Below are 23,924 nucleotides of genomic sequence, written 5' to 3'. Positions count from 1 at the left end.
AACCATAAAATAAAAGAATAGATTTATTAAAGGAAACAGAATTTGTCGTTAGGGATGGAATAGATGGAATATAACATGGACTCAGGATGGGATCTCCATCCAATTGGTGGGGACACCGGTCAAGCGTACATGGGAGTAAAAGACCATGAACGTGTATTTCTAAAGAGAAATGCTTCACCGTTTTTAGCGGTGCTATCGGGTGAAGGTATCACTCCTAAGTTAATATGGACCAAACGTGCGGGTAATGGTGATGTCATTACAGCTCAAGAATGGTTGTCTGGAAGATCCCTCACTAAGGAAGAAATGGGGTCCGTCGAAGTCATTGAGCTGTTAAAACAGATTCACCAATCCCCAAATCTTTTACAAATGTTACAACAAATTCAAGGTGAAGAGTATAGCACTCAAAAATTCATCGATGAATATTTAAATAATTTACAGTCAGGATTACAAACCCACCGTTTCTTAAGCGAAGTATTAAATTACTTAATTGAAACAATTCCGCTTGTTAGCGAAGTTGGAAAAACCGTTTGTCACGGGGACCTTGATCGTCGTAACTTTATGTTATCTGAAGACGAAAAGCTCTACCTTGTCGATTGGGAAATGGTTCGCCTTGCCGATCCGGTTTCTGATTTGACAATGATCTTGACGCAATACATTCCTGTTCATCAATGGGGTGAATGGCTTGATATGTATGGATTACAACTGTCTACAAATATTTATCAACGAATTGAATGGTATGCCTTAATGAATTGCTTGAATTATATTAAAAAATCGCACTTTGAGGGACGTTACCTTGAAATGAATGAGAAAATTCTTTTGGTGAAATCGATTTACAATAATCGTATTGGAAAAACCACAGAAGAATAGACAGGAGTTAGACTTTGAGATTAAGAAATAAACCTTGGGCAAAAGATGCTTTAGCGGCTCATCCAGAAATGGTCATCCAAGATCCAGCAGAGTGGAAGGGAAGATGGCATGAGCGTTTTGGCAATAACAATCCAATCCATATCGAGATTGGTTCTGGGAAAGGCCAATTCGTGAGCGGTATGGCTCGACAAAACCCAAACATTAACTATATTGGAATTGAAATTCAAGAAAGTGTCCTAGTGGTCGCGCTTGAAAAAGCTCTTGCAGCAGATGTTCCAAACTTACAATTATTACATGTGAACGGTGGACAAGTAACGGATTACTTCGAAGATGGTGAAGTAGACCAAATTTACTTAAACTTCTCAGATCCATGGCCAAAGAAACGTCATGCAAAACGTCGCTTGACTCATGAGAGTTTCTTAGTCGGATATGAAAAAGTTTTACCACCATTTGGAGAATTACACTTCAAGACAGATAACCGAGGATTGTTTGAATACAGCCTTGCTTCATTCTCGCAATTTGGACTTGTGTTAAAACAAGTTTGGTTAGACTTACATCAAGTGGAATTTCCAGGAAATGTGATGACAGAATATGAAGAGAAATTTTCAGCAAAAGGTCATCCGATTTATCGTGTGGAAGTGATTTTCCCACAAGATAGAAAAGCTTTTAAACAACCTGAATAACAAATAAAGGAGCCTGATTCATATGGAATCAAAAAATAGTTTCAAAGGTGCAAGTTTCCTTCTAGCAGCGGGTGCTGTTATTGGAGCATGGGTCACTTCAAAATGGTTTGAACGTAGAAACGTCAATGGAGATGTTATTGTTCAAAATGTACGTAAATTATTTCAAGTAGTAGGTACTATCGAAGGCTCTTGGATTGAGATGGAACCTGTATTCGTGGATAGCCCAGAATTTTATGGGGAAGTTTATTATGGCGGGGTTACTCGTAAAGAAGATAATGAACTAGTCCAATACGAATTTTATGCAGATGCAAAAACAGGAGCCGTTATTGATTTATACAAAATTGGATAATCAAAGAAAGCTGGAGTTCCTCCAGCTTTTGGCGCGTTTATAAGATGTTTTATAGAAGTAGGAAAGAAGAGGATACAATGGAAGCCAAAACAGAACAATTAATCAAAACGTTAACACAAATGAAAGGGACTAGTGGACATGAAGGTCGTATTCGCGACTTTATGAGAAGTGAATTAACACCTTTAGTAGACCGCATTGAACAAGATGGTCTTGGCGGCATTTTTGGGGTTCGTGAGAGCAAAGAAGAAGATGCACCACGCATTATGATTGCGGCACACATGGACGAAGTTGGTTTCATGGTAACAAATATCACTCCAAACGGAATGTTTAAAGTAAGTCCTTTAGGTGGATGGAACCCATACGTGGTTTCAGCACAACGTTTTACTTTATTAACTCGTAATGGAGACTATCCAATTATTTCTTCTTCAATCCCACCACATCTCTTACGCGCAGCTGGTGGTCAACAATCTGCTGTGAAAGTAACCGATATTTTATTCGATGCTGGATTCACTTCACGTGAAGAGGCGCTTGAATATGGTTGCCGTCCTGGAGATACAATTGTTCCAGATGTAGAAACCATTTGGACTGCCAATAAGAAACGCATGATTTCTAAATCTTGGGATAACCGTTATGGATGTACAGTCGTTCTTGAAGCGTTAAAAGCCGTTAAAGATGAGGAATTACCAAACACATTAATCGCTGGAGCGAACGTGCAAGAGGAAGTCGGATTACGTGGAACAGGTCCAAGTGTGACGAAGTTCAATCCTGATTTATTCTTCGCTGTAGACTGCTCAGCAGCAGATGATATTAATGGTTCAAAAGAAACGTTTGGACACTTAGACCAAGGATTCTTATTACGTATTTTAGACCCAGGTATGGTGACTCTTCCTCGTATGAAAGAATTCCTAGAAGATACTGCATTAACACATAACATTCCGTTCCAATACTTTGTTTCTCAAGGTGGAACAGATGCTGGTAAAGCGCACTTAATGAATCAAGGAGTTCCTAGTGCAGTGATTGGGGTATGTGCTCGTTATATTCATACACACCAAACAATGTTCTCAATTAAAGACTACGAAGCAGCACGTGAAATGGTTATCCAAACAATCCGTGCATTAGATCGTAGCACAGTGAACACTATTTTAGACGGAAGAACAAATTAAGAATAAAGAGGTACATTATATGTGGTTAAGTTTTTATAACAAAAAGGGAATCGGCGATACGTTATTATTAACAAGCGGAACTGCAAACCGTTACGACGTTGACTATGATAAAAAAGGGAATGTGACTCAAGTCTTTGTTCGTGAGTCAAAAGCAGTTCTAGGATATAATATTGAAAAGATTTCTGAAGTGATTTCGTTTGAAGAAGATGGACAACAAATCTTAACTCCTGAGCAACAAGAAGTTGTGAAAGGTTTAATTGAAAAAGCTGGATTTGATGTTTCTTCTTTAGATTTAACACCGGAAGATGCACTCGTTGTTGGATACGTTGAAAGTTGCGTAGATCATGAAGATTCAGACCACTTACACGTAACAATGACACGAGTAAGTGACTCTGAAGTGTTACAAATCGTCTGCGGAGCACCAAATGTGAAAGCAGGACAAAAAGTGGTCGTTGCAAAACCTGGTACAGTAATGCCAAGTGGCGCTATCATTTGGGCTGGAGAGTTACGCGGAGTTGCAAGTTATGGAATGCTTTGCTCAGCGCGTGAATTAGGATTAGAAAATGCACCAGCGAAAAAAGGAATCTTAGTATTAGATGATGCGACTCCTGTTGGAACGCCATTTAAATCATTAAACTTACAATAAAGGAGGATAGGGAGTCATGAATGAACCATTTAACGAGAAAAACGATTCATTCGCTTCTTTGCAATCAAGACGTGAAAAGACTACTTTTCCAAACTACTTGAAGCAAGGTCAAAGTTTTGAAGATCAAGTCGTTGAAGAAATGACGCGAGTTGATGCAACAAGAAAAGATGCGACTCCACAAGAATCCCTACCTTTTGATGAGCGACCTGATGCAGCACTCTTACAACCGATTGAAAAAGAGGAGCATCAATTACCCGCGCAATTCCGTTCATTTAAGGAAAAAGCGACGGAAGGTCATCAAAAATATAAACCGCGTGTAGATTGGACTTCTTATTTGAATACGAATCAACGCAAACCTTTCAAACCAAGTACGGTACCTTCGAGTACTAGAGGTTTTGAACAAGAAGAGACACCAAAAGTTTCTTATCGCGAATTAGAAAATGAGTTATTGCCAAATAGTACGGACTTGATTTTATTCGAAAAAGAAGAAGCTTTATTGGTATCGGTTGATGAGCAAGAAGATACGATCGAAAAACGTTTGAAGGAGTACAATGGCACCTCTTATGAGAAACCAGTACAAAGCCAAGTTTTCGCAACAAAAGGCTATGTTCCAGCCTTTAAACGCAAACAAGAATCAGATGTTGAAGTCGTGCAAGAATCCTTGTTAGAAGGGTTACCAGAGACAAAAGTTGAAAGACGAAAAGCGCCGGAAAAACCACTTACGGGCAAACAAAGACGCGCGATGAAAAAATCGTTATCGATGATTATGGAACAGGAGCAACATGAACGTCAGTTGCCATATGTTCATCCGAAAAAACAGTAGTAGAAAAGCGAGGAGAAAAAATGGATAAAAGTAAGATTTATCACTTTACGGGGATAAAAGGATCAGGAATGAGCGCATTAGCCTTAGTATTACATGGGGAAGGCTATAAAGTGCAAGGGTCAGATTTAGAACAATACTTCTTCACTCAAAAAGGATTGGAAGAAGCTGGAATTACATTATTACCATTTAGCGCTGACAATATTAAAGAAGGACAAGTTGTCATTGCAGGGAATGCATTTCCAGATAGCCATGAAGAATTAGTTTCTGCGCGTGAAAAAGGCGTTGAAGTCGTTCGTTATCACAAATTCTTAGGCGAATTGTTAAAAGGATATAAGAGTGTTGCCATTACTGGTTCACACGGTAAAACAAGTACAACAGGGCTATTATCTCACGTGTTAAGTGGAATGGAGCCAACAAGCTATCTTATCGGTGATGGAACTGGTAAAGGGATTGAGAATTCAGAGTACTTCGTTTTAGAAGCTTGTGAATATAAACGTCACTTTATGGCGTACCGTCCAGACTATGCGATTATGACAAACATTGACTTTGACCATCCTGATTACTATACAGATATCGAAGATGTTCAAAGTGCCTTTGAAGCATTTGGTAAACAAGTGAAAAAAGGAATCATCGCTTGTGGAGATGATGAAAGATTACGTACATTAGATGCCATCGTGCCAGTTACTTATTACGGTGTTGGTGAAAACAATGATGTGATTGCTAAAAATATCCGTAAAGAAAAAGGCGGAAGCTACTTTGATGCGTATATTAAAGGCGAATTATATGGTCATTTCTATATTCCAACATATGGAGACCACAACATCCTTAATGCATTAGCGATTATCGCATTCTACTACTTAAACGGTTTAGATCGTAATGAATTAGCTGAGCAATTCAGTACTTTCGGTGGAGTAAAACGTCGCTTCTCTGAAAAAGTAATTAACGGCGTGACAATCATCGATGACTACGCTCACCACCCATCTGAAATTCGTGCAACATTAGATGCGGCACGTCAAAAATATCCAGAAAAAGAAGTGGTAGCGGTCTTCCAACCACATACATTCACTCGTACAATCGCGCTTTTAGAAGAGTTTGCGGCAGTGTTATCACTTGCGGACCACGTATACTTATGTGATATCTTTGCATCTGTTCGTGAAGAAGCAGGGGATGTTTCTATCGAAGACTTAGCAAAACTGGTTAAAGGTGGCGCGAAAGTATTACCTCTTGATAATGTATCTCCATTATTAAACTATAAAGACGCAGTAATCGTGTTTATGGGAGCAGGGGACGTTCAAAAATATGAGATTGCTTATGAAAAACTCTTATCAAATACATCTCCAACACAAAACTAAAGATTGATTCATTCAGGCCTGGCAGTTGCCAGGCCTTTTTGTGTGCATCTTAGTATTGAAGACGAAGGGATACCGCTCTTTTTAGTGTTCATAGGATTGTTTATTTGTTACACTGGTAATGACAAATTAGGAGGCATATTATGGCAAAACCAAAATTATTATTAGTAGACGGAAGCAGCTTAGCATTCCGCGCATTTTTCTCAATTTTAGATTTAAATCGTTTTAAAAACTCGAATGGCTTACATACGAATGCACTCTATTCATTTCACCGTATGTTTAAGTCCATTTTAGACTCTGAAAAACCGACTCATGTACTCGTTGCATGGGATGCTGGAAAGACGACTTTCCGTACTGAAATGTATGCAGATTATAAAGGGGGACGTTCGAAAACTCCAGGTGAATTTATCGAACAAATGCCTTATTTTAATGTGCTTTTAGATGCATGGGGAATTCCTCATTACCGTCTAAACCAATACGAAGCCGATGATATTATCGGTACTCTTGCAAAACAAGGGGAAACTGCAGGCTATGAAGTTGTGGTTCTTTCAGGAGATAAAGACTTAATTCAGCTTGCTGACAATAATATCACAGTCAAAATTACAACAAAAGGAGTAACGGAACTAGTTGAGTACACTCCTGAAGTGATTTTTGAAAAATATGGATTAACGCCTGAACAAATCATCGACATGAAGGGATTAATGGGAGATTCTTCCGACAACTACCCTGGTGTTACTAAAGTCGGTGAAAAGACAGCCGTGAAACTTCTTCAAGAATTTGGCAGCGTAGAAGGAATCTATGAACATGTCGATGAAATGAAGAAAAGTAAGTTGAAAGATAACTTAATCAATGACAAAGAGCTAGCCTTTTTAAGTAAGAAACTCGCATGTATCAATGTGGAGTCGCCTCTTGAAATCACGCTAGAGGATACACTTCGTAAGGAACAAGATGTGGAAGCGTTGATGGCATTCTATAAGGAAATGAACTTCAATTCTTTCCAAACAGACCTATTAAATTCAGGTGCGACTACTGTAGAAGAAGCACCAAAAGCGGAGCGCCCAAACGTAACACGTGTGTCAGAGATTACTGAAGACATGCTTAAAGGCGCAACAAGTGTGCATTTTGAGACGCTTGAAGCGAACTATCATGTGGCAGATGTGATTGCCGTTGCCTTCGGAAATGAAAAAGAAGTCTTCGTGACTGATTTAAATACGGCCGTTGCTTCAGAAGCTTTCAAGAAATGGCTTGCGGATGCATCAATCGAAAAACATTTATTTGATACAAAAGCAGCAAAAGTACTCGCGCACCGTTTCGGTTTGGTGTTAGAGGGTGCGAAATATGATGTGTCACTTCTTGCGTATCTAGTGGACACAAATGATATCGTGAAAGAGATTAGCGATGTGGCGCGTCGTGTCGATGTGACGATTCTTGCCAGTGATGAAGCCGTCTATGGCAAAGGCGTAAAAATCCAAATCCCTGAAGATCAAGAAGTTTGGAATCAGCATTTAGCTGCAAAAGTATATACGATTGCTGTGGCGCCTGAAAAACTATTGAAACGACTTGAAGAAAATGAACAAACACATCTTTATTGGGAAATGGAATTACCAGTGAGTGATATTTTAGCACGTATGGAAATTCAAGGAATTCGCGTCGATAAAGAACGTTTGGTTGAGATGGGTGTGGAATTCGAAGCGCGTCTAAAAGAAATCGAACAAGAAATTTACGAACTAGCTGGGGAAGAGTTCAATATTAATTCGACCAAACAACTCGGTGTCATCTTATTTGAAAAGATGGGCTTACCAGTCATCAAGAAAACGAAGACTGGCTATTCAACAGCGGTAGATGTTTTGGAAAAATTGGCGCACCAAGCTCCAATCGTAGAGTTGATTTTAGAATATCGTCAATTAGCGAAATTAAATTCAACGTATGTAGAAGGACTGCAAGCGTATATTCAAGAAGACGGCAAGATTCACACGCGTTTTGTCCAAAACTTAACACAAACAGGTCGTCTTAGCTCGGTCGATCCAAACTTACAAAATATTCCAATTCGAACACAAGAGGGACGTCGCATCCGTTACGCGTTCTTACCAGAGCATGACGATTGGAAGATTCTATCTAGTGACTACTCACAAATTGAATTGCGTGTGTTAGCACATATTGCTGGAGATAAACATATGATTGAGGCGTTCAAAAATAATGTCGACATTCATACCAATACGGCAATGCGTGTGTTTGGAATTACAAACCCAGACGATGTAACGAGTGAAATGCGTCGCCAAGCTAAAGCCGTAAACTTTGGGATTGTGTATGGAATTAGTGATTACGGATTATCGCAAAACTTGAATATTTCCCGTAAAAGAGCCAAAGAATTTATCGACCGTTATTTGGAAGAGTTCCAAGGGGTAAAAGACTTTATGGAATCTGTTGTGAAAGATGCGCGTGAGAAAGATTATGTGGAAACATTATTCCACCGTCGTCGCTACTTGCCAGATATTCATTCAAGTAACTTTAATTTACGCTCATTTGCCGAACGTACAGCGATGAACTCACCAATCCAAGGAAGTGCCGCAGATATTTTGAAGATGGCGATGATTGAATTGGACCGTGAAATGAGAGAACGTAAATTCAAAGCAAACCTATTATTGCAAGTGCACGATGAGTTGATTTTCGAAGTGCCACAAGAGGAACTAGAAAGCCTTCAAAGCTTAGTAGAAGAAGTCATGGAAAATGCCGTGAGCTTGAAAGTTCCACTACGAGCAGATAGCAATGTCGGTGACAACTGGTTTGAAGCAAAATAACTAAAAATAGAATGGGCATCTCTTCTTAACAAATGTAAGTTAGAGATGCCCGTTGTGTTTTATCTTTTGAGTTTATAGCGTTTTTGTAGTATACTTTTTGAGTTAAGAGAAGAAGTTTAGGTGATGGAAGGGCTCTTTTAGCGTTCATATTCCATCACTTTCATTTTGTCAATCAATGGAGGAAATACATGAAATTAAGAAATGATATTCGCAATATTGCTATTATCGCCCACGTTGACCACGGTAAAACAACACTTGTGGATGAATTATTAAAACAATCAGATACATTAGATGCACGTACAGAATTATCAGAACGCGCAATGGACTCAAACGATATCGAACGTGAACGCGGTATTACTATTTTAGCGAAAAATACAGCCGTTCAATATAAAGGAACTCGTATCAATATCATGGATACACCAGGACACGCGGACTTCGGTGGAGAAGTAGAACGTATCATGAAAATGGTAGACGGTGTAGTTCTTGTAGTGGATGCGTATGAAGGTACAATGCCTCAAACTCGTTTCGTATTGAAAAAAGCATTAGAACAACATTTAACACCAATCGTTGTTGTAAACAAAATCGACCGTGACGCTGCTCGCCCAGAAGAAGTAGTCGATGAAGTATTAGAATTATTCATCGAATTAGGTGCCGATGATGATCAATTAGAATTCCCAGTAGTTTATGCTTCAGCATTAAACGGAACTTCAAGTTTATCAGATAACCCAGCGGACCAAGAAAAAACAATGGATTACTTATTCGATACCATTATCGAACATATCCCAGCACCAGTAGATAACTCAGATGAACCATTACAATTCCAAGTATCATTATTAGACTATAATGACTATGTTGGACGTATCGGTATCGGACGTGTCTTCCGTGGAACAATCAAAGTTGGGGACCAAGTAACACTATTAAAATTAGACGGTACAAAGAAAAACTTCCGTGTTACTAAATTGTTTGGTTTCTTCGGATTAAATCGTTTAGAAATTAACGAAGCAAAAGCAGGGGATTTAATCGCTGTATCTGGTATGGAAGATATCTTCGTTGGAGAAACAGTAACTCCAGTAGATACACATGAAAGCTTACCAGTATTACACATTGACGAACCAACATTACAAATGACATTCTTGACGAACAACTCACCATTTGCAGGACGTGAAGGTAAATTTGTAACAGCACGTAAGATTGAAGAACGTCTAATGCGTGAATTACACACAGACGTATCTCTTAAAGTTGAACCAACTGATTCACCAGATGCATGGATCGTATCAGGACGTGGGGAATTACACTTATCAATTCTTATCGAAAACATGCGTCGTGAAGGATACGAATTACAAGTATCTCGTCCAGAAGTAATCATCAAAGAAATCGATGGCGTGAAATGTGAACCATTTGAACGTGTACAAATCGATACTCCTGAAGAGTACATGGGTTCAATCATCGAATCTTTAAGTAACCGTAAAGGTGAAATGCAAGATATGCAACATAATGATAACGGACAAGTTCGTATTGTCTTCTTAGTTCCAGCTCGTGGATTATTAGGATATACAACTGAATTCTTATCAATGACACGTGGTTACGGAATTATGAACCACACATTCGATCAATACTTACCATACATTCCAACAAGCATCGGCGGACGTCGTAATGGGGCACTTGTTTCAACAGATACAGGTAAAGCAACAACATACGGAATTATGGGTGTTGAAGAACGTGGTGTAATTTTCACTGAGCCAGGTACTGAAATTTACGAAGGAATGATTGTTGGGGAACACTCTCGTGAAAATGACTTAGCGGTTAATATTACGAAAGCAAAACAACAAACAAATATTCGTTCAGCAACAAAAGACCAAACTTCAGTTATCAAGACTCCTAAGAAATTATCTCTTGAAGAGTCATTAGAATTCTTATCAGATGATGAATACTGCGAAATTACGCCAGAAACAATTCGTTTAAGAAAACAAATTCTAAATAAAGGCGAACGTGAAAAAGCAAATAAACGTAAAAAACAAGCCGAAGCAGAAAATTAATCTGAATTGTAAAAAGGTGGATGCATTGCATCCGCCTTTTTTAGTTGTTTTTAATAGTTTAATGAAACGCGAACGGTAATCCCATTGTTATCTGTAATATCAACTTCTTTCTTGTTCTATGAGTTTAATATGTACATTAACGTTAAAATGGTAAAAACTTGCTGATGAGCATTTCGATTTTGAAATTTAAGTGATACCGTATACGGTATCACTTGTATTAGGTGTATTGTGTTTTTACATACAGTTGTAGTATCCTATAGTGGTAAGGTTTATAGAGAGAAGAGATGACAGATGACAAAACAAAGAAAAATCATGTACGGAGTTTTTGGAGTCCTATTTGCATTTATTTTATTGGCTCTAGGATTGATTCAAATGTTTACATATCGAGCGACTCCTGAGGCACAAGAAACATGGAATATTGCTGCGTTTGAACAGAAAAACAACTGGACTCATTTTGAGGTGACTGGCGAAAAGAAAGGAACGCTTTTATTTTATACGGGTGCATTAGTTGAACCGCAAGCTTATGCAAAACTTGCGGATGGACTCGCTAAAGAAGGAATCGAAGTGTACATTATTTCCTCTCAGTTGAATTTACCAGTGTTAGATAATGGGACGATGGCAACGATTGTAAAAGAAGAGCACTTGGATAAAGTGTTTGTCGGAGGGCATTCTCTAGGTGGAGTTGTTTCGACGATTGAAGCGAAAAAATTGAACGAGACGGGTCAAGTTGCCGGGTTAATTTTACTAGCAAGTTATCCAGATCAGAGTACGGATATCAGTGAAACACAAATTCCTGTATTATCCATTACGGCTTCGAACGATAAAATTTTGAAACAAGAGAAATATGAAGATGCCAAAGCTCGGTTGCCAGAGTCTACACTCTATACAGTCATTGAAGGTGGGAATCATAGTGGATTTGGACTTTATGGTCAGCAAAAGGGTGATGGTGAGGCGACAATGAGTGCCGAAGAGCAACAAAAACAACTCATTCAATTGATTAAACAATTTATCGTAACACATTAAGCTAGGCTTCGGTCTAGCTTTTTTTGTACGCCAGAGTTGAGTTTTCACACCACGGCAGGTATCATGAAAGTAACGAATTTTGGAGGTAGAGTGTATGCAACAAAAAGTAACAAAGAACTGGGTCACTATCGGAACTGGCGTTATTGCGAATGAATTAGCCGTATCAATGGAATCTTTAAATGGAAAACTATATGGAGTTGCCAATCGCACCTATGAGAATGCCGTGAAATTTGCCCAAAAATATGGTATTGAAAAAGTATACGATGCAATTGATGATGTCTTTACAGATCCTGCAGTGGATATTATTTATATTTCAACACCACACAACACTCATATTCACTATTTACGAAAAGCATTAGCCGCTGGGAAGCACGTATTATGTGAAAAGGCAATTACGCTAAACAGTGAAGAGTTGGAAGAAGCGTTGCAACTCGCTAAAGAAAATAATGTTATTTTGGCTGAAGCGATGACGCTGTACCATATGCCAGTCTATAAACAATTAAGAAAAGCAACTGAAAAATTGGGTGAGCTTCGCATGATTCAAATGAACTTTGGTAGCTATAAAGATTATGATATGACGAATCGTTTCTTCAATCGCAATCTAGCAGGAGGGGCATTGCTTGATATCGGTGTATACGCTCTGTCTTGTATTCGCTATTTCATGAGTGAAGCTCCTAGTTCGATGGTTTCTCAAGTGAAATTAGCGCCAACGGGTGTGGATGAACAAGCTGGAATCGTTTTGACAAATGATGCTGGAGAAATGGCAACTGTCACGATGACGCTCCATGCTAAACAACCAAAACGCGGAGTGATTGCTTACGACAAAGGGTATATTGAGATTGTCGATTATCCACGAGCACATAAAGCGACGATTACTTATACAGAAGATGGACACGTTGAAACTTTTGAAGATGAACTAGGACTAGATGCCTTAGCCTATGAAGTACTCGATATGGAGTCAACAATCGATACAGGAGTAGACCACATGCATCTAGAATATACGGTCGATGTGATGAAAATCATGACCGACTTACGACGTGAATGGGGCATCAAGTATCCTGAGGAAGAGGAAGAGGAAGTATGAAGCAACAAGAACAATTAAAAGCGATGGAACAATATGCTAAAAGAGTGCTCGACTCAGATACTTCGGGGCATGATTGGTCGCATATTGAAAGAGTCGTCAATACAACAAAGACGATTGCAAAAGCCGAAGGAGCAGATTTATTTATCTGTGAAGCCGCAGCGCTACTACATGATGTGATCGACGATAAAATTGTCCAAAATCCAGCAGATGCGTTGAAGGAATTGAAAAAATTTCTAACTTCAATCGAAGTGACTCCTGAACAAATTGAAGCTATTGTGTCGATTATTACGAGAATGTCGTTTAAGAATCATCAGGAGAAGCAAGAACTCTCTCTTGAAGGAAAAGTGGTGCAAGACGCTGATAGATTGGATGCTATTGGAGCTATCGGTATTGCCAGAGTGATGTGTTATTCTGGAAGTACAGGAAGGTCAATTCACAAACCAGAAATGAAGCCACGTGAAAACTTGACGCCTGAAGAATATCGAAACGGTGAATCGACAGCTATTATGCACTTCTATGAAAAATTACTGAAGTTAAAAGATTTGATGAATACCAAATATGGTAATGAATTGGCGAAAGGGCGGCATGAATTTTTAGAACTGTATTTAAAGCAATTTTATGCCGAATGGGATGGAAAACGATAGACAATAAGCGACAAAATTTTTTGTCGCTTATTTGTTTTGTAAGAGAAACAGGTGTAAAATAGTAACTACATTTTAAAGTGAGAGGATTGGTTGCGTGGAAGTAGAGCAACAACTTACGAATAAAGAACTTCGAAAAAATATATTTGTGATTGTATGGCCGGTATTTGTGGAAGTGCTTCTTGGTGCACTCTTTGGAATGGTCGATATGATGATGGTGGGTAAAATCCCAGGGGATACTGCTGCAGCTGTTTCTGCAGTTGGGATGACAAACCAACCAATGTTTCTTGGACTAAGTTTGATTCAGGCATTAAATGTCGGTGGGACTGCGATTATTGCTCGATATTTTGGAGCAAAAAAATACAATCGTATGGGAAGCATCCTTAAGCATGTAATGATTCTTGCGATGGTATTTTGTGTGATGCCAACGGCAATATTGATGCTGATTTTCGCCCCGGAAATCTTATCTTTACTTGGGGGAGATGCGACAGTTATTAATGTCGGTGTGGACTACTTTAGAATTGTCACAATTGGTTTTATCTTCCAATCATTATCGTTTACTGTAACAGCAGCGCTTCGAGGGATTGGTGAAACCAAAATTCCGATGAAGAATAATATTATAGCCAATAGCTGTAATGTTTTAGGAAATGCCATTTTAATCTACGGGATGTTTGGCTTTCCGGCATTAGGCGTTACAGGAGCGGCGATTGCTACAGCTGCATCGAATTTAATCGCGATGGTGTTAAATGTACGTTATATTTTATCAGGAAAAAGTGTTCTAAAACTCGATTTTAAGGAAAAATTTGAATTTAGGGTGGAAGTGATGCACGATTTAGTACGTATCGGAATTCCAACAGCATTAGAACAACTGGCACTACGTTTTGGAGTTATCATGTTCTTGAAGATTGTTTCAGGACTAGGAAATAATGTTTATGCGGCTCACCAAATTGCTCTGAATGTACTTTCTCTATCATACTCTCCAGCTCAAGCATTCGGGATTACAGCTTCGGCACTGATGGGGCAATCGCTTGGAGCTAAAGATGAGAAATTAGCAGAGCGCTATACCAAAATGTGTCAGCGCATCGGGTTAACGTTAGCGGTTATGATGTCTGCTTCAATCTATTTTGGTGCAACATTTTTAGCAGGGATGTATACGGATAACGTGGAAATTATTCAAAATACCGTTATTGCTTTATCCATCGTTGCGTTCGTTCAACCGTTCCAAAGTCATCAATTGATTACTTCTGGAGCATTGCGTGGGGCAGGAGATACAGTATGGCCACTCATTGCCATTTTCATTGGATCATGCGTCATTCGATTGAGTGTAGGATATGTATTTGTAAACTTCTTTGGATGGGGACTTGCTGGTGCATGGTATGCAGTCTTTATCGACCAATTTATCAGGGACATGATTATTCTCCTTCGATTTAGAAGTGGACGATGGAAAAATATTCGAATTGCATAAAGGAAAGGCTGGAATTTTCCAGCCTTTTTGTTTTGAGCATAAATCGTGTGGAGTAGTTTACTGAAATTATAGAAAATCGAAAGAAAACAGATGGATAATGATTTTTTATTGAATTTACAATACTTTTGGTTGTTGAGAGAATAGTGTTTGTGATACTATAGTAAAAAGATGTAAAGAGATTGGAGTTTTCAAACGATTATGGCAAGAAAAGGTTTATTAATCGTTTTATCTGGACCTTCAGGTGTCGGTAAGGGAACAGTTCGTGCAGCAATTTTTGCAAAAGACAATCAAGAATTTGTGTACTCAGTATCCGCAACGACTCGTAAGCCAAGACCAGGTGAAGTGGATGGAAAAGATTATTTCTTCAAATCAAGAGAAGAATTTGAAGAGATGATTGCGAATAAAAAATTATTAGAATACGCAGAGTACGTAGGGAATTATTATGGAACGCCTTTAGATTATGTGCAAGAAACATTAGACAAAGGGAAAGATGTATTCTTAGAAATTGAAGTTCAAGGGGCGCTTCAAGTACGTGAAGCAATGCCGGATGGGGTGTTTATTTTCTTAACGCCGCCTGATTTGCATGAACTAGAATCTCGCATCGTAAACCGTGGAACAGATTCAGACGAAGTAATTAAAAACCGTATGAAGGTTGCAAGAGAAGAACTTGGTTTGATGAAGTATTATGATTACTCTGTTGTGAATGACAAAGTAGAAAATGCGGTTCGACAAATCGAAGCAATTATTCAAACAGAACATTTACGCATCCAAAGAAACTTGGAAAGCATTGAAGAGTTCGAAGATGAATTAGAAGAAATTTTAGACGAAGAGTAGAAAGAGGGAATCTATTATGATGTTATATCCATCAATCGATAAATTATTGAAAAAAATCGATTCAAAATATTCATTAGTTATTTTATCAAGCAAACGTGCACATGAGTTACACCACCATGAACCACCAATGTTAGAACACTACGAATCACATAAAAACGTAGGTCGTGCGTTGGAAGAAGTTGTTGCGGGTGACTTAACAATCCGTGAAGACAGCAAACCAGAACACGTATAATCAAATTTATAGTCAAGGGATACTCCCTTGGCTTTTTTGTTTTCGTAGTTTAGTAGTGTAGAGCAAGCGACAACAAATTAAAGTGCATTATGGTATAATGAGTAGTAAAACTATTTTGGAGGTGAGAAGATGTATGCAAAAGTAATCGTTGACGTTCCAGTCATTCAAGTGAATCGACCGTTTGATTATCATGTCCCAGAAAATTTACAAGAGAGTATTGAAGTAGGGATGCGTGTTGCAGTTCCGTTTGGTGGACGTAGTATTTCTGGATTCGTACTAGCACTTAGTGACGAAGTAGATTTTGACGGAGAAGTAAAAGATATTTTGCATTTAATGGATTTAGATCCCGTCTTGTCACCAGAGATGATAGAGCTTGGAGCGTATTTATCGAAGAAGGTTCATGCCTTCCTTATTCAATGTTATCAAACGATGCTTCCAGCGATGTTGAAATCCAATTATGAAAAACAATTTGTGTTAGTGAATCCGAAAGACTATGAAGATGTATTCCGAGAAATTTTCCATTACGAAACTACATTGCTTTATACCGATGACCTGCCGCAAGATTATTTAAAACAATTGATGAAGTTGAAAAAAGAAGGCGCAGTGGTCATCGAGACACTTGTCAAAGACCGTGCCAAGGTAAAGACAGAAGACTGGATCCGATTGAATTACGTGATGAAAGAATACGAGGAGTATATCCCTACAATCTCTGCGCGTGCGAAGAAAAAAGTAGCGCTCTTAAAAACACTAGCTTCGATGGAAGTGATGGAAATCGAAAAGAGACGTTTCTTAGAGGATACGGATTTCATAACAGCTGATTTAAAATTCGCAGTAGAACGTAATTGGATTACGATTGTTCAAAAAGAAGTGAACCGTGATCCTTATAAAGGAAGAGTCTTTAAGAAAAGTGCTCCATTTCAGTTAAATCCTGAACAACAAGTCGCGTTTGACCGAGTGAAAGAAGAATCTATCGATACCGAAATATCGAAAGTATACTTGTTAGAAGGTGTAACAGGTTCTGGGAAAACAGAAGTGTATTTACAATGGATTGGGGAAGTGATTGAAAAAGGAAAGAGCGCGATGATGCTCGTCCCAGAAATTGCATTGACTCCTCAAATGGTAGACCGATTTAAGTCACGCTTTGGAGACCGAGTGGCGGTGCTTCATAGTGGGCTAAGTGTCGGTGAAAAATACGATGAATGGCGTAAGATTAAGAATAAAGAAGCAGACATTGTGGTAGGTGCTCGTTCTTCAGTTTTTGCTCCATTAGACAACATCGGAATTATTATTTTAGACGAAGAACACGAAGCAACGTATAAACAAGATGAATCTCCAAGATACCATGCTCGCGATGTCGCGATTTGGCGTGGGGAATATCATCACTGTCCAGTGGTGTTAGGAAGTGCGACTCCAAGTCTTGAATCCCGTGCGCGTGCACAAAAGGGAGTGTATACACTTCTACGATTAACGAAGCGTGCAAGGGCGCAACTTTTGCCAGAAGTTCATTTGATTGATATGAGAACAGAATTCGTTCATCAAAAAGGATCATTTTCGAAGACATTGCTAGATGCAGTCGAAAAGCGATTAGAACTAGGAGAGCAAAGTGTCTTACTCTTAAACCGACGTGGATATTCTTCATTTGTACTTTGTCGTGATTGTGGAACGGTACTGGAATGCCCAAATTGCGATATTTCATTAACGCTTCATATGGATACAAGAAGTATGAAATGTCACTATTGTGGTCATGAAGAACATATCCCTAATTTCTGTCCGAAATGTCATAGTCGACAAATTCGTTATTTTGGAACAGGAACGCAGAAGGTACAAGAAGAATTGCAAGAAGTATTCCCGGATGCTCGCATTGTGCGAATGGACGTGGATACGACAAGACGTAAAGGACAACACGAAGCGATTCTGAAACAGTTCGAGAATCAAGAAGCCGACATTTTAATTGGAACGCAAATGATTGCAAAAGGTCTCGATTATCCAAACGTAACGCTTGTTGGAGTGATTAATGCGGATACGGCGCTGAATATTCCTGACTTTAGAAGCTCGGAAAAAACATTCCAACTACTGACTCAAGTATCAGGTCGTGCAGGGCGTGGGGATAAGCCAGGAGAAGTATTTATCCAAACTTATAACCCGACTCACTACGCGATTCAATTAGCGCAAGGCCATCAATATGAACGATTCTTTGAAACAGAGATGCGGATGCGTCATATGGCCAACTATCCACCGTACTTCTTTACAACGATGATTACTTTCTCTAGTGAAGAAGAAGGGGTGGCGTTGAAGAAAGCCGTTGAAGTGCATAAGGCGTTGAAGGCGAAAGTGTCGCCGAATGCAGTTGTACTAGGACCAACTGCGAAATCGATTGCGCGAATGAATAATCGTTATTATTTCCAAATTATTGTGAAATATAAAAACGAACCGCAACTGCAAGAGTTTCTTGAACAGCTGATGATGGAAACACAAGAAGTGGGTTCGAAGAAATTACTCATGACGATTGATATGGAACCACAACATTTCTTATAGAGGTGAAAAATGAAGAAAGTTATTTTTATGGGGACGCCTGAGTTTTCAACAGGTGTTTTGAAACGATTAATTGATGATGAAACAGTTGAAGTGATTGCCGTTGTCACACAACCAGACCGTGCAGTTGGACGTAAGAAGGTGATTACACCAACTCCTGTGAAGGTAGTGGCATTGGAGCATGATATTTCTGTCTATCAACCTGAAAAATTAAGTGGGTCGCAGGAATTGGAAGCGTTGATGCAACTAGATGCAGATTTAATTGTAACAGCAGCTTATGGTCAATTCTTGCCAACGAAGTTTTTAAACTTCCCACGTTTTGGTGCGGTGAACGTTCACGCGTCACTCTTGCCAAAATATCGTGGAGGAGCGCCAATCCATTATGCAATTATGAATGGGGATAAAGAAACAGGCGTAACGATTATGCAAATGGTTGCGAAGATGGATGCGGGTGCGATTATTTCACAACGCGCCATCCCAATTACTGGTGAAGATGACGTTGCTAGTATGTTTGAAAAATTAAGCGTTGTTGGAGCAGACTTATTGATTGAAACTTTACCAGCGCTATTTGCTGGAACCATTACTGAAGTAGAGCAAGACGAAGCACTAGTATCGTTCTCTCCAAATATTTCAAGAGAGCAAGAGCAAATTGATTGGAATAAAACAGCGAGTGAAGTAGATTGCTTCGTTCGTGGATTACGTCCATGGCCAACATCTTTTACGATTTTAAATGGGAACCGTGTGAAGATGTGGGGTGTTGCTTTAACGGATAAACAAACGGCTAAAACACCAGGAAGCTTATTTGTAGAAGGCGGACGTTTATATGTGGCTTGTGGAAGCGGAACGGTCCTTGAGATTACACGACTTCAACCAGCAGGAAAAGCTCAAATGGATGCGAAGGCATTTATGAATGGATTTTCAGAATGGTTGAAGGATGATGCGATTTTTGAGGAGTTAAACCATGAGTAATGTACGTGACATTTGCGTAGAATTATTAACGAATGTAGAAAAGAATCAAGCGTATTCGACTGTCGCATTTCAAAATGTGTTACAAAAACATCAATTGGATGCAAGAGATAGAGGGTTATTAACGGAATTGTTCTATGGAACTATTCAACGTAAATTGACATTAGACTTCTATTTAAAACCATTTATCGAGAAACAAAAGAAAATGGAACTATGGGTACTCAGTTTACTACGAATGACTGTATACCAAATGGCGTATCTTGACCGTATTCCAGATCGCGCAGCCATTTATGAAGCAGTACAGATTGCTAAGAAACGTGGCCATCAAGGAATTGCAAAATTCGTCAATGGTGTTCTTAGAAATGTGCAACGAGCAGGATTCGATGGAGTTTCTTCTATTAAAGATGAACGGGAACGCTTGAGTGTCGAATATAGTATGCCGCGCTGGATTGTAGATTTATTATTTGAACAATATGGGGAAGAAGCTAGAGAAATTTTCCCAAGTTTAAATATTGCGCCACATTTAAGCGCGCGTATTCAAAATCCGAATATGTCGATTGAAGAAGTACAAACTCTTCTAAAAGAAGAAGGCGTAACGGTTCAGCCGAGTAAGTTGTCTCCTCGCGCAGTGATTGTCGAAGAAGGGGATTTACTGCAATCAAAAGCATTCAAAGAGGGAATCGTAACGGTTCAAGATGAATCTTCCTCATTGGTGGCTCAAGTAGGAGGGTTGCACCATGGAGATAAAGTGCTCGATACTTGTGCAGCTCCTGGAGGGAAAACCACTCATTTTGCAAGTTACTTAGTAGCCAAAGAGGGCGGACTTGTAGAAGCGCTGGATTTACATGAAAATAAATTACGCAAGATTCATCAAAACGCAAAACGTTTAGGAGTAGAAGACAGAATTCATACTCATGCACTTGATGCTAGAAAAGTTGGCGAACTATTTAAAGAAGAAAGCTTTGACGCGGTTTTTGTGGATGCACCATGCTCTGGATTGGGCTTGATGCGTCGTAAACCAGATATAAAATACACAAAAAATAGTGAAGATTTAACAAAATTAACAAAAATACAGTTGGAAATTTTGTCTGCAATTGCTACAATGGTAAAGAAAGGTGGAAAACTCATCTATTCAACTTGTACAATTAACAAGGGTGAAAATGAAGAAGTAGTCCACAGCTTTTTAGAAGGACATCCAGAATATGAGTTACAACCAATCGAAGAATTTGGCTGTACAATGGAGAATCCGATGCTTACTATTCTACCGCATGAATATCATACGGATGGATTTTTCATCGCAAGGATGGTAAGAAAATAATTCGCAACAGGAGGAAAAATATGAAGATAGCCATCAAGAGTGACGTCGGCCAGAGACGTACTTTAAATGAAGATGCTGCCGGATATTTTTTGAATACTCAAAACGTACCGATGATTGTCGTGTGTGACGGAATTGGTGGGCATAATGCTGGAGATGTAGCAAGTGCTATGGCATTATCGCATTTGGGAAAACGTTGGGAAGAAGAAAGTATTACGGATACAGAAGCTGCTTATCAGTGGCTCGTTAAAAATATTCAGGCCGAAAATGATCGTATTTTTCAAAAAGCGAATCAATATCGTGAGTTAGATGGAATGGGAACTACTCTTGTTGTAGCAGTCATCATAGGTTCTGAATTGTTAATTGCAAACGTCGGTGATAGCCGTGCTTATTTGTATCGCAATTTTCAAATTAAACAATTAACTGAAGATCATACACTCGTGCAAGAGCTTCTTAAATCAGGGGAAATTACAGAGGAAGAAGCTAAGAGTCATCCGCAAAGAAATATTGTAACGCAGTCTTTAGGAATTACACTCAATGTTCAAATTGATTTTGTAAGAGTGAGTCTAAAAAATGGAGACACGATTTTCCTATGTTCAGATGGATTATCGAATATGGTTGAAGATCAATATATTAAAGAAATTCTAGGGAATTATTCAGATGTAACAACGCAAGCGAATAAAGCGGTCGATGCTGCAAATGAAGCGGGCGGTCGCGATAACATTACAGTTGCGATTGCAAAATATACTGCCAGGGAGGAGGTAGAAGAATGATTGCACCAGGAAAAACAGTTGGTGGTCGCTATAAAATCAAGTCTCATATCGGGACAGGTGGAATGGCCACTGTATATTTAGCACAAGATTTAATTCTAGAAAGACCCGTGGCAGTAAAAGTGTTGCGCTTAGACTTCCATACAAATGAAGCGGCGATGAGACGTTTCCAACGAGAAGCGCAATCAGCAACACAATTAGTCCATCCAAACATTGTGAGTGTATATGATGTTGGAGAAGAAGACGGAACGAATTACATTGTAATGGAATACGTTGAAGGAACGGATTTGAAAAAGTACATTCGCGAGAGAGGACCTCTTCCACCACGTGAAGCCGTTCGTATTATGACACAAATCGTTTCAGCGATTGAACTCGCTCACCAAAATCGAATCATTCACCGCGATATCAAACCTCAAAATATTTTAATTGATAGAGAAGGTAATGTGAAGATTACGGACTTTGGGATTGCGATTGCACTTTCTGAAACGTCATTAACACAAACGAATACATTGCTTGGTTCTGTTCATTATTTATCTCCTGAACAGGCAAGAGGTGGAATGGCAACAATCCGCAGTGATATTTATGCACTCGGTATCGTATTGTATGAGTTATTAGTCGGTGAAGTACCTTTTGAAGGAGAATCAGCAGTTTCAATCGCGTTGAAACATTTCCAAGAACCGCTTCCTCGTATTTCACAGATGTTACCAACTGTGCCACAAAGTTTAGAAAATGTGGTGTTGAAGGCGACAGCGAAAGAACCTCTTGATCGTTACAGTAGTTGCGACGAAATGTTGGAAGATTTACAAACATGCTTAAATCCAGAACGTTTACATGAGCCAATGTTTAAACCGACTGCTTTCAGTCAGGAAACAAAGGTGTTGCAACCAATTACGACAGGACCAATCCCTCGTAAGGTACCAGCAACAAGTAAGGAAGTTCCTGAAATTCAATTTGACGAAGAGAAGAAAGTGGTTCAAGAGGAACCTAAAAAGAAGAAGAAAAAGAAATGGCCATGGATCTTATTGCTACTATTTATCATCATTAGTGCTGGAACTATCTATGCATTTATTCAAACTTCTCCAAAAGACGTAAAAGTTCCGGATGTAACGAACCTTACTGAAGCAGATGCTAAAGTAAAATTAGCAGATGCGAACCTCGAAGTGTCAGATGTGCAAAAAGTGAAGTCGGACACTGTTGAAGAAGGGAAAGTTGTAGAGACGAACCCTAAGGCAGGAAGTTCTGTGAAAGAAAAATCTAAAGTCGTATTAAAAGTAAGTGCTGGTAAAGACACCGTTGAAGTCGGAGATTATACCGGCAAGACTTTCGATGAAGCCAAAGCAGCCTTGCAAAAACTAGGAATTGCAGTAGAGAAGAAAGAAAGTTATTCAGATACTGTAGAGTCTGGTAAGGTAATGGAACAAAGTGTTGCTAAAGGTGAAAAAGTAGTCGCTAAAGATACAAAAATGGTTTTAACCGTATCTAAAGGAAAAGAGCCAGTAACGTTAATCAACTTAAAAGGTTATTCGCGTTCAGGCGTTGAAGACTACGCGAAAGAACATGGCTTGAAGTTACAAATTTCAGAAGAAAATAGTAATGAAACAGCAGATACTGTTATTAAACAATCACCAGCAGAAGGCACAGCTCTTAAAAAAGGTGATACATTAACAGTTGTCATCTCAAAAGGAAAAGGAGAACGAGTAGTATCTCGCCAATTCACGATTCCTTATGAAGCGAAGAAAACAAATAATAACAACAATAATAATGCGAACTCAGGGTCAAATACCCAGGGAGCAAAACAAAATACAGTTGAAATCTTTATTCAAGATGCAAACAATAATATGAATACTGCGTATCGTACTTTCAAGATTTCTGAAACCACAAGTGTAACTATTGATTTTACGTTTAACAATCAAGTTCCAAGTGGTAAATACATCATTAAAAGAGATGGTGTAGCAATCGATACAGGAGTCGTACAATAGAGTATATATGAGAGTCTAGGTTCATGTAACCTAGGCTCTTTTTTGAATTTTTATAGAAGAATATAATATATAAAATTTTCTTATTCATTTCAGTTGAAATTGGTTATCAGTTATGATAAATTAATATCACTGTTGAGCGAACGTTCGCTTATAAAACAGTTTCAAAAAAACTTTGAAAAAGTTACATGAAATCTGTTGACAGTAAAAATGTCCTATGATAGGATATAGAAGTTGTTGCAAAACAACGATTGACCTTTGAAAACTGAACAAAGAAGACAAACCAAATGTGTAGGGACTTCATCTTAGGATGAAGAAACAACAATTTCTTATCTCTTAAAGAGATACAATAAGTCAGTAATTAAAATGAGC

General features: G+C 38.8%; 20 protein-coding genes. All 20 read left to right on the top strand.

The window, feature by feature from the left end; genetic code table 11:
- The first annotated feature begins 63 nt into the window (after window positions 1-63).
- The 20 genes from O3793_RS03345 to pknB all read left to right on the top strand — a co-directional run bounded on the left by O3793_RS03345 (window position 64) and on the right by pknB (window position 23,555).
- Window positions 64-867: a phosphotransferase gene (locus O3793_RS03345; RefSeq protein WP_371445636.1), complete on the top strand. Its 804-nt coding sequence runs from the start codon at window positions 64-66 to the stop codon at window positions 865-867.
- 14 nt (window positions 868-881) lie between these two features.
- On the top strand, window positions 882-1,550 hold the full coding sequence (gene trmB, locus O3793_RS03340; protein ID WP_371445634.1) for a tRNA (guanosine(46)-N7)-methyltransferase TrmB: 669 nt from the start codon (window positions 882-884) through the stop codon (window positions 1,548-1,550).
- Between the two features lie 22 nt (window positions 1,551-1,572).
- Entirely contained in the window at window positions 1,573-1,899 is a 327-nt protein-coding gene (locus tag O3793_RS03335) for a PepSY domain-containing protein (protein WP_048710056.1), read from the top strand.
- A gap of 77 nt (window positions 1,900-1,976) precedes the next feature.
- The gene (gene pepA, locus O3793_RS03330) at window positions 1,977-3,062 is read left to right on the top strand and encodes a glutamyl aminopeptidase (protein WP_371445632.1); all 1,086 of its coding nucleotides are present in this window, start codon (window positions 1,977-1,979) and stop codon (window positions 3,060-3,062) included.
- Between the two features lie 19 nt (window positions 3,063-3,081).
- Entirely contained in the window at window positions 3,082-3,708 is a 627-nt protein-coding gene (gene ytpR, locus O3793_RS03325) for a YtpR family tRNA-binding protein (protein WP_371445629.1), read from the top strand.
- A 16-nt stretch (window positions 3,709-3,724) separates the two neighbouring features.
- Window positions 3,725-4,531 (top strand): hypothetical protein, encoded by an 807-nt coding sequence (locus tag O3793_RS03320; RefSeq protein WP_371445627.1) that lies wholly within the window; start codon window positions 3,725-3,727, stop codon window positions 4,529-4,531.
- 20 nt (window positions 4,532-4,551) lie between these two features.
- Window positions 4,552-5,883, top strand: coding sequence for a UDP-N-acetylmuramate--L-alanine ligase (gene murC, locus O3793_RS03315; RefSeq protein WP_371445626.1), 1,332 nt, complete (start codon window positions 4,552-4,554; stop codon window positions 5,881-5,883).
- 140 nt (window positions 5,884-6,023) lie between these two features.
- Window positions 6,024-8,678 (top strand): DNA polymerase I, encoded by a 2,655-nt coding sequence (polA, locus tag O3793_RS03310; protein ID WP_371445625.1) that lies wholly within the window; start codon window positions 6,024-6,026, stop codon window positions 8,676-8,678.
- 188 nt (window positions 8,679-8,866) lie between these two features.
- Entirely contained in the window at window positions 8,867-10,714 is a 1,848-nt protein-coding gene (gene typA / locus O3793_RS03305; protein WP_048784170.1) for a translational GTPase TypA, read from the top strand.
- A 291-nt stretch (window positions 10,715-11,005) separates the two neighbouring features.
- Window positions 11,006-11,737, top strand: a complete 732-nt coding sequence (locus tag O3793_RS03300) for an alpha/beta hydrolase (RefSeq protein ID WP_371445624.1) — start codon at window positions 11,006-11,008, stop codon at window positions 11,735-11,737.
- Window positions 11,738-11,831: 94 nt separating this feature from the next.
- A complete protein-coding gene (locus O3793_RS03295) occupies window positions 11,832-12,821 on the top strand; it encodes a Gfo/Idh/MocA family protein (protein WP_371445622.1) in 990 nt (329 codons plus the stop codon).
- A complete protein-coding gene (locus O3793_RS03290) occupies window positions 12,818-13,465 on the top strand; it encodes an HD domain-containing protein (protein WP_371445620.1) in 648 nt (215 codons plus the stop codon). Before O3793_RS03295 ends, O3793_RS03290 begins: the two co-directional genes overlap by 4 nt.
- A gap of 94 nt (window positions 13,466-13,559) precedes the next feature.
- Window positions 13,560-14,927 (top strand): MATE family efflux transporter, encoded by a 1,368-nt coding sequence (locus O3793_RS03285; protein WP_371445618.1) that lies wholly within the window; start codon window positions 13,560-13,562, stop codon window positions 14,925-14,927.
- Window positions 14,928-15,125: 198 nt separating this feature from the next.
- A complete protein-coding gene (gmk, locus tag O3793_RS03280; RefSeq protein WP_371445615.1) occupies window positions 15,126-15,761 on the top strand; it encodes a guanylate kinase in 636 nt (211 codons plus the stop codon).
- Window positions 15,762-15,777: 16 nt separating this feature from the next.
- Window positions 15,778-15,993, top strand: a complete 216-nt coding sequence (rpoZ, locus tag O3793_RS03275; protein WP_048712313.1) for a DNA-directed RNA polymerase subunit omega — start codon at window positions 15,778-15,780, stop codon at window positions 15,991-15,993.
- Window positions 15,994-16,122: 129 nt separating this feature from the next.
- Window positions 16,123-18,528, top strand: coding sequence for a primosomal protein N' (priA, locus tag O3793_RS03270; RefSeq protein WP_371445613.1), 2,406 nt, complete (start codon window positions 16,123-16,125; stop codon window positions 18,526-18,528).
- A 9-nt stretch (window positions 18,529-18,537) separates the two neighbouring features.
- The gene (fmt, locus tag O3793_RS03265; RefSeq protein ID WP_371445611.1) at window positions 18,538-19,494 is read left to right on the top strand and encodes a methionyl-tRNA formyltransferase; all 957 of its coding nucleotides are present in this window, start codon (window positions 18,538-18,540) and stop codon (window positions 19,492-19,494) included.
- Window positions 19,487-20,809, top strand: a complete 1,323-nt coding sequence (rsmB, locus tag O3793_RS03260) for a 16S rRNA (cytosine(967)-C(5))-methyltransferase RsmB (RefSeq protein ID WP_371445610.1) — start codon at window positions 19,487-19,489, stop codon at window positions 20,807-20,809. The genes fmt and rsmB overlap by 8 nt, the downstream gene beginning before the upstream one ends.
- Window positions 20,810-20,829: 20 nt before the next feature.
- Window positions 20,830-21,579 (top strand): Stp1/IreP family PP2C-type Ser/Thr phosphatase, encoded by a 750-nt coding sequence (locus tag O3793_RS03255; protein ID WP_371445608.1) that lies wholly within the window; start codon window positions 20,830-20,832, stop codon window positions 21,577-21,579.
- On the top strand, window positions 21,576-23,555 hold the full coding sequence (pknB, locus tag O3793_RS03250) for a Stk1 family PASTA domain-containing Ser/Thr kinase (protein ID WP_371445606.1): 1,980 nt from the start codon (window positions 21,576-21,578) through the stop codon (window positions 23,553-23,555). The genes O3793_RS03255 and pknB overlap by 4 nt, the downstream gene beginning before the upstream one ends.
- The last annotated feature ends 369 nt before the right edge of the window (window positions 23,556-23,924 follow it).

This window comes from Granulicatella sp. 20925_1_28, assembly GCF_041433575.1.
Classification (GTDB): domain Bacteria; phylum Bacillota; class Bacilli; order Lactobacillales; family Aerococcaceae; genus Granulicatella.
Note: the sequence above shows the minus strand (reverse complement) of the source record. Positions and strands in the feature narration are given on the sequence as shown.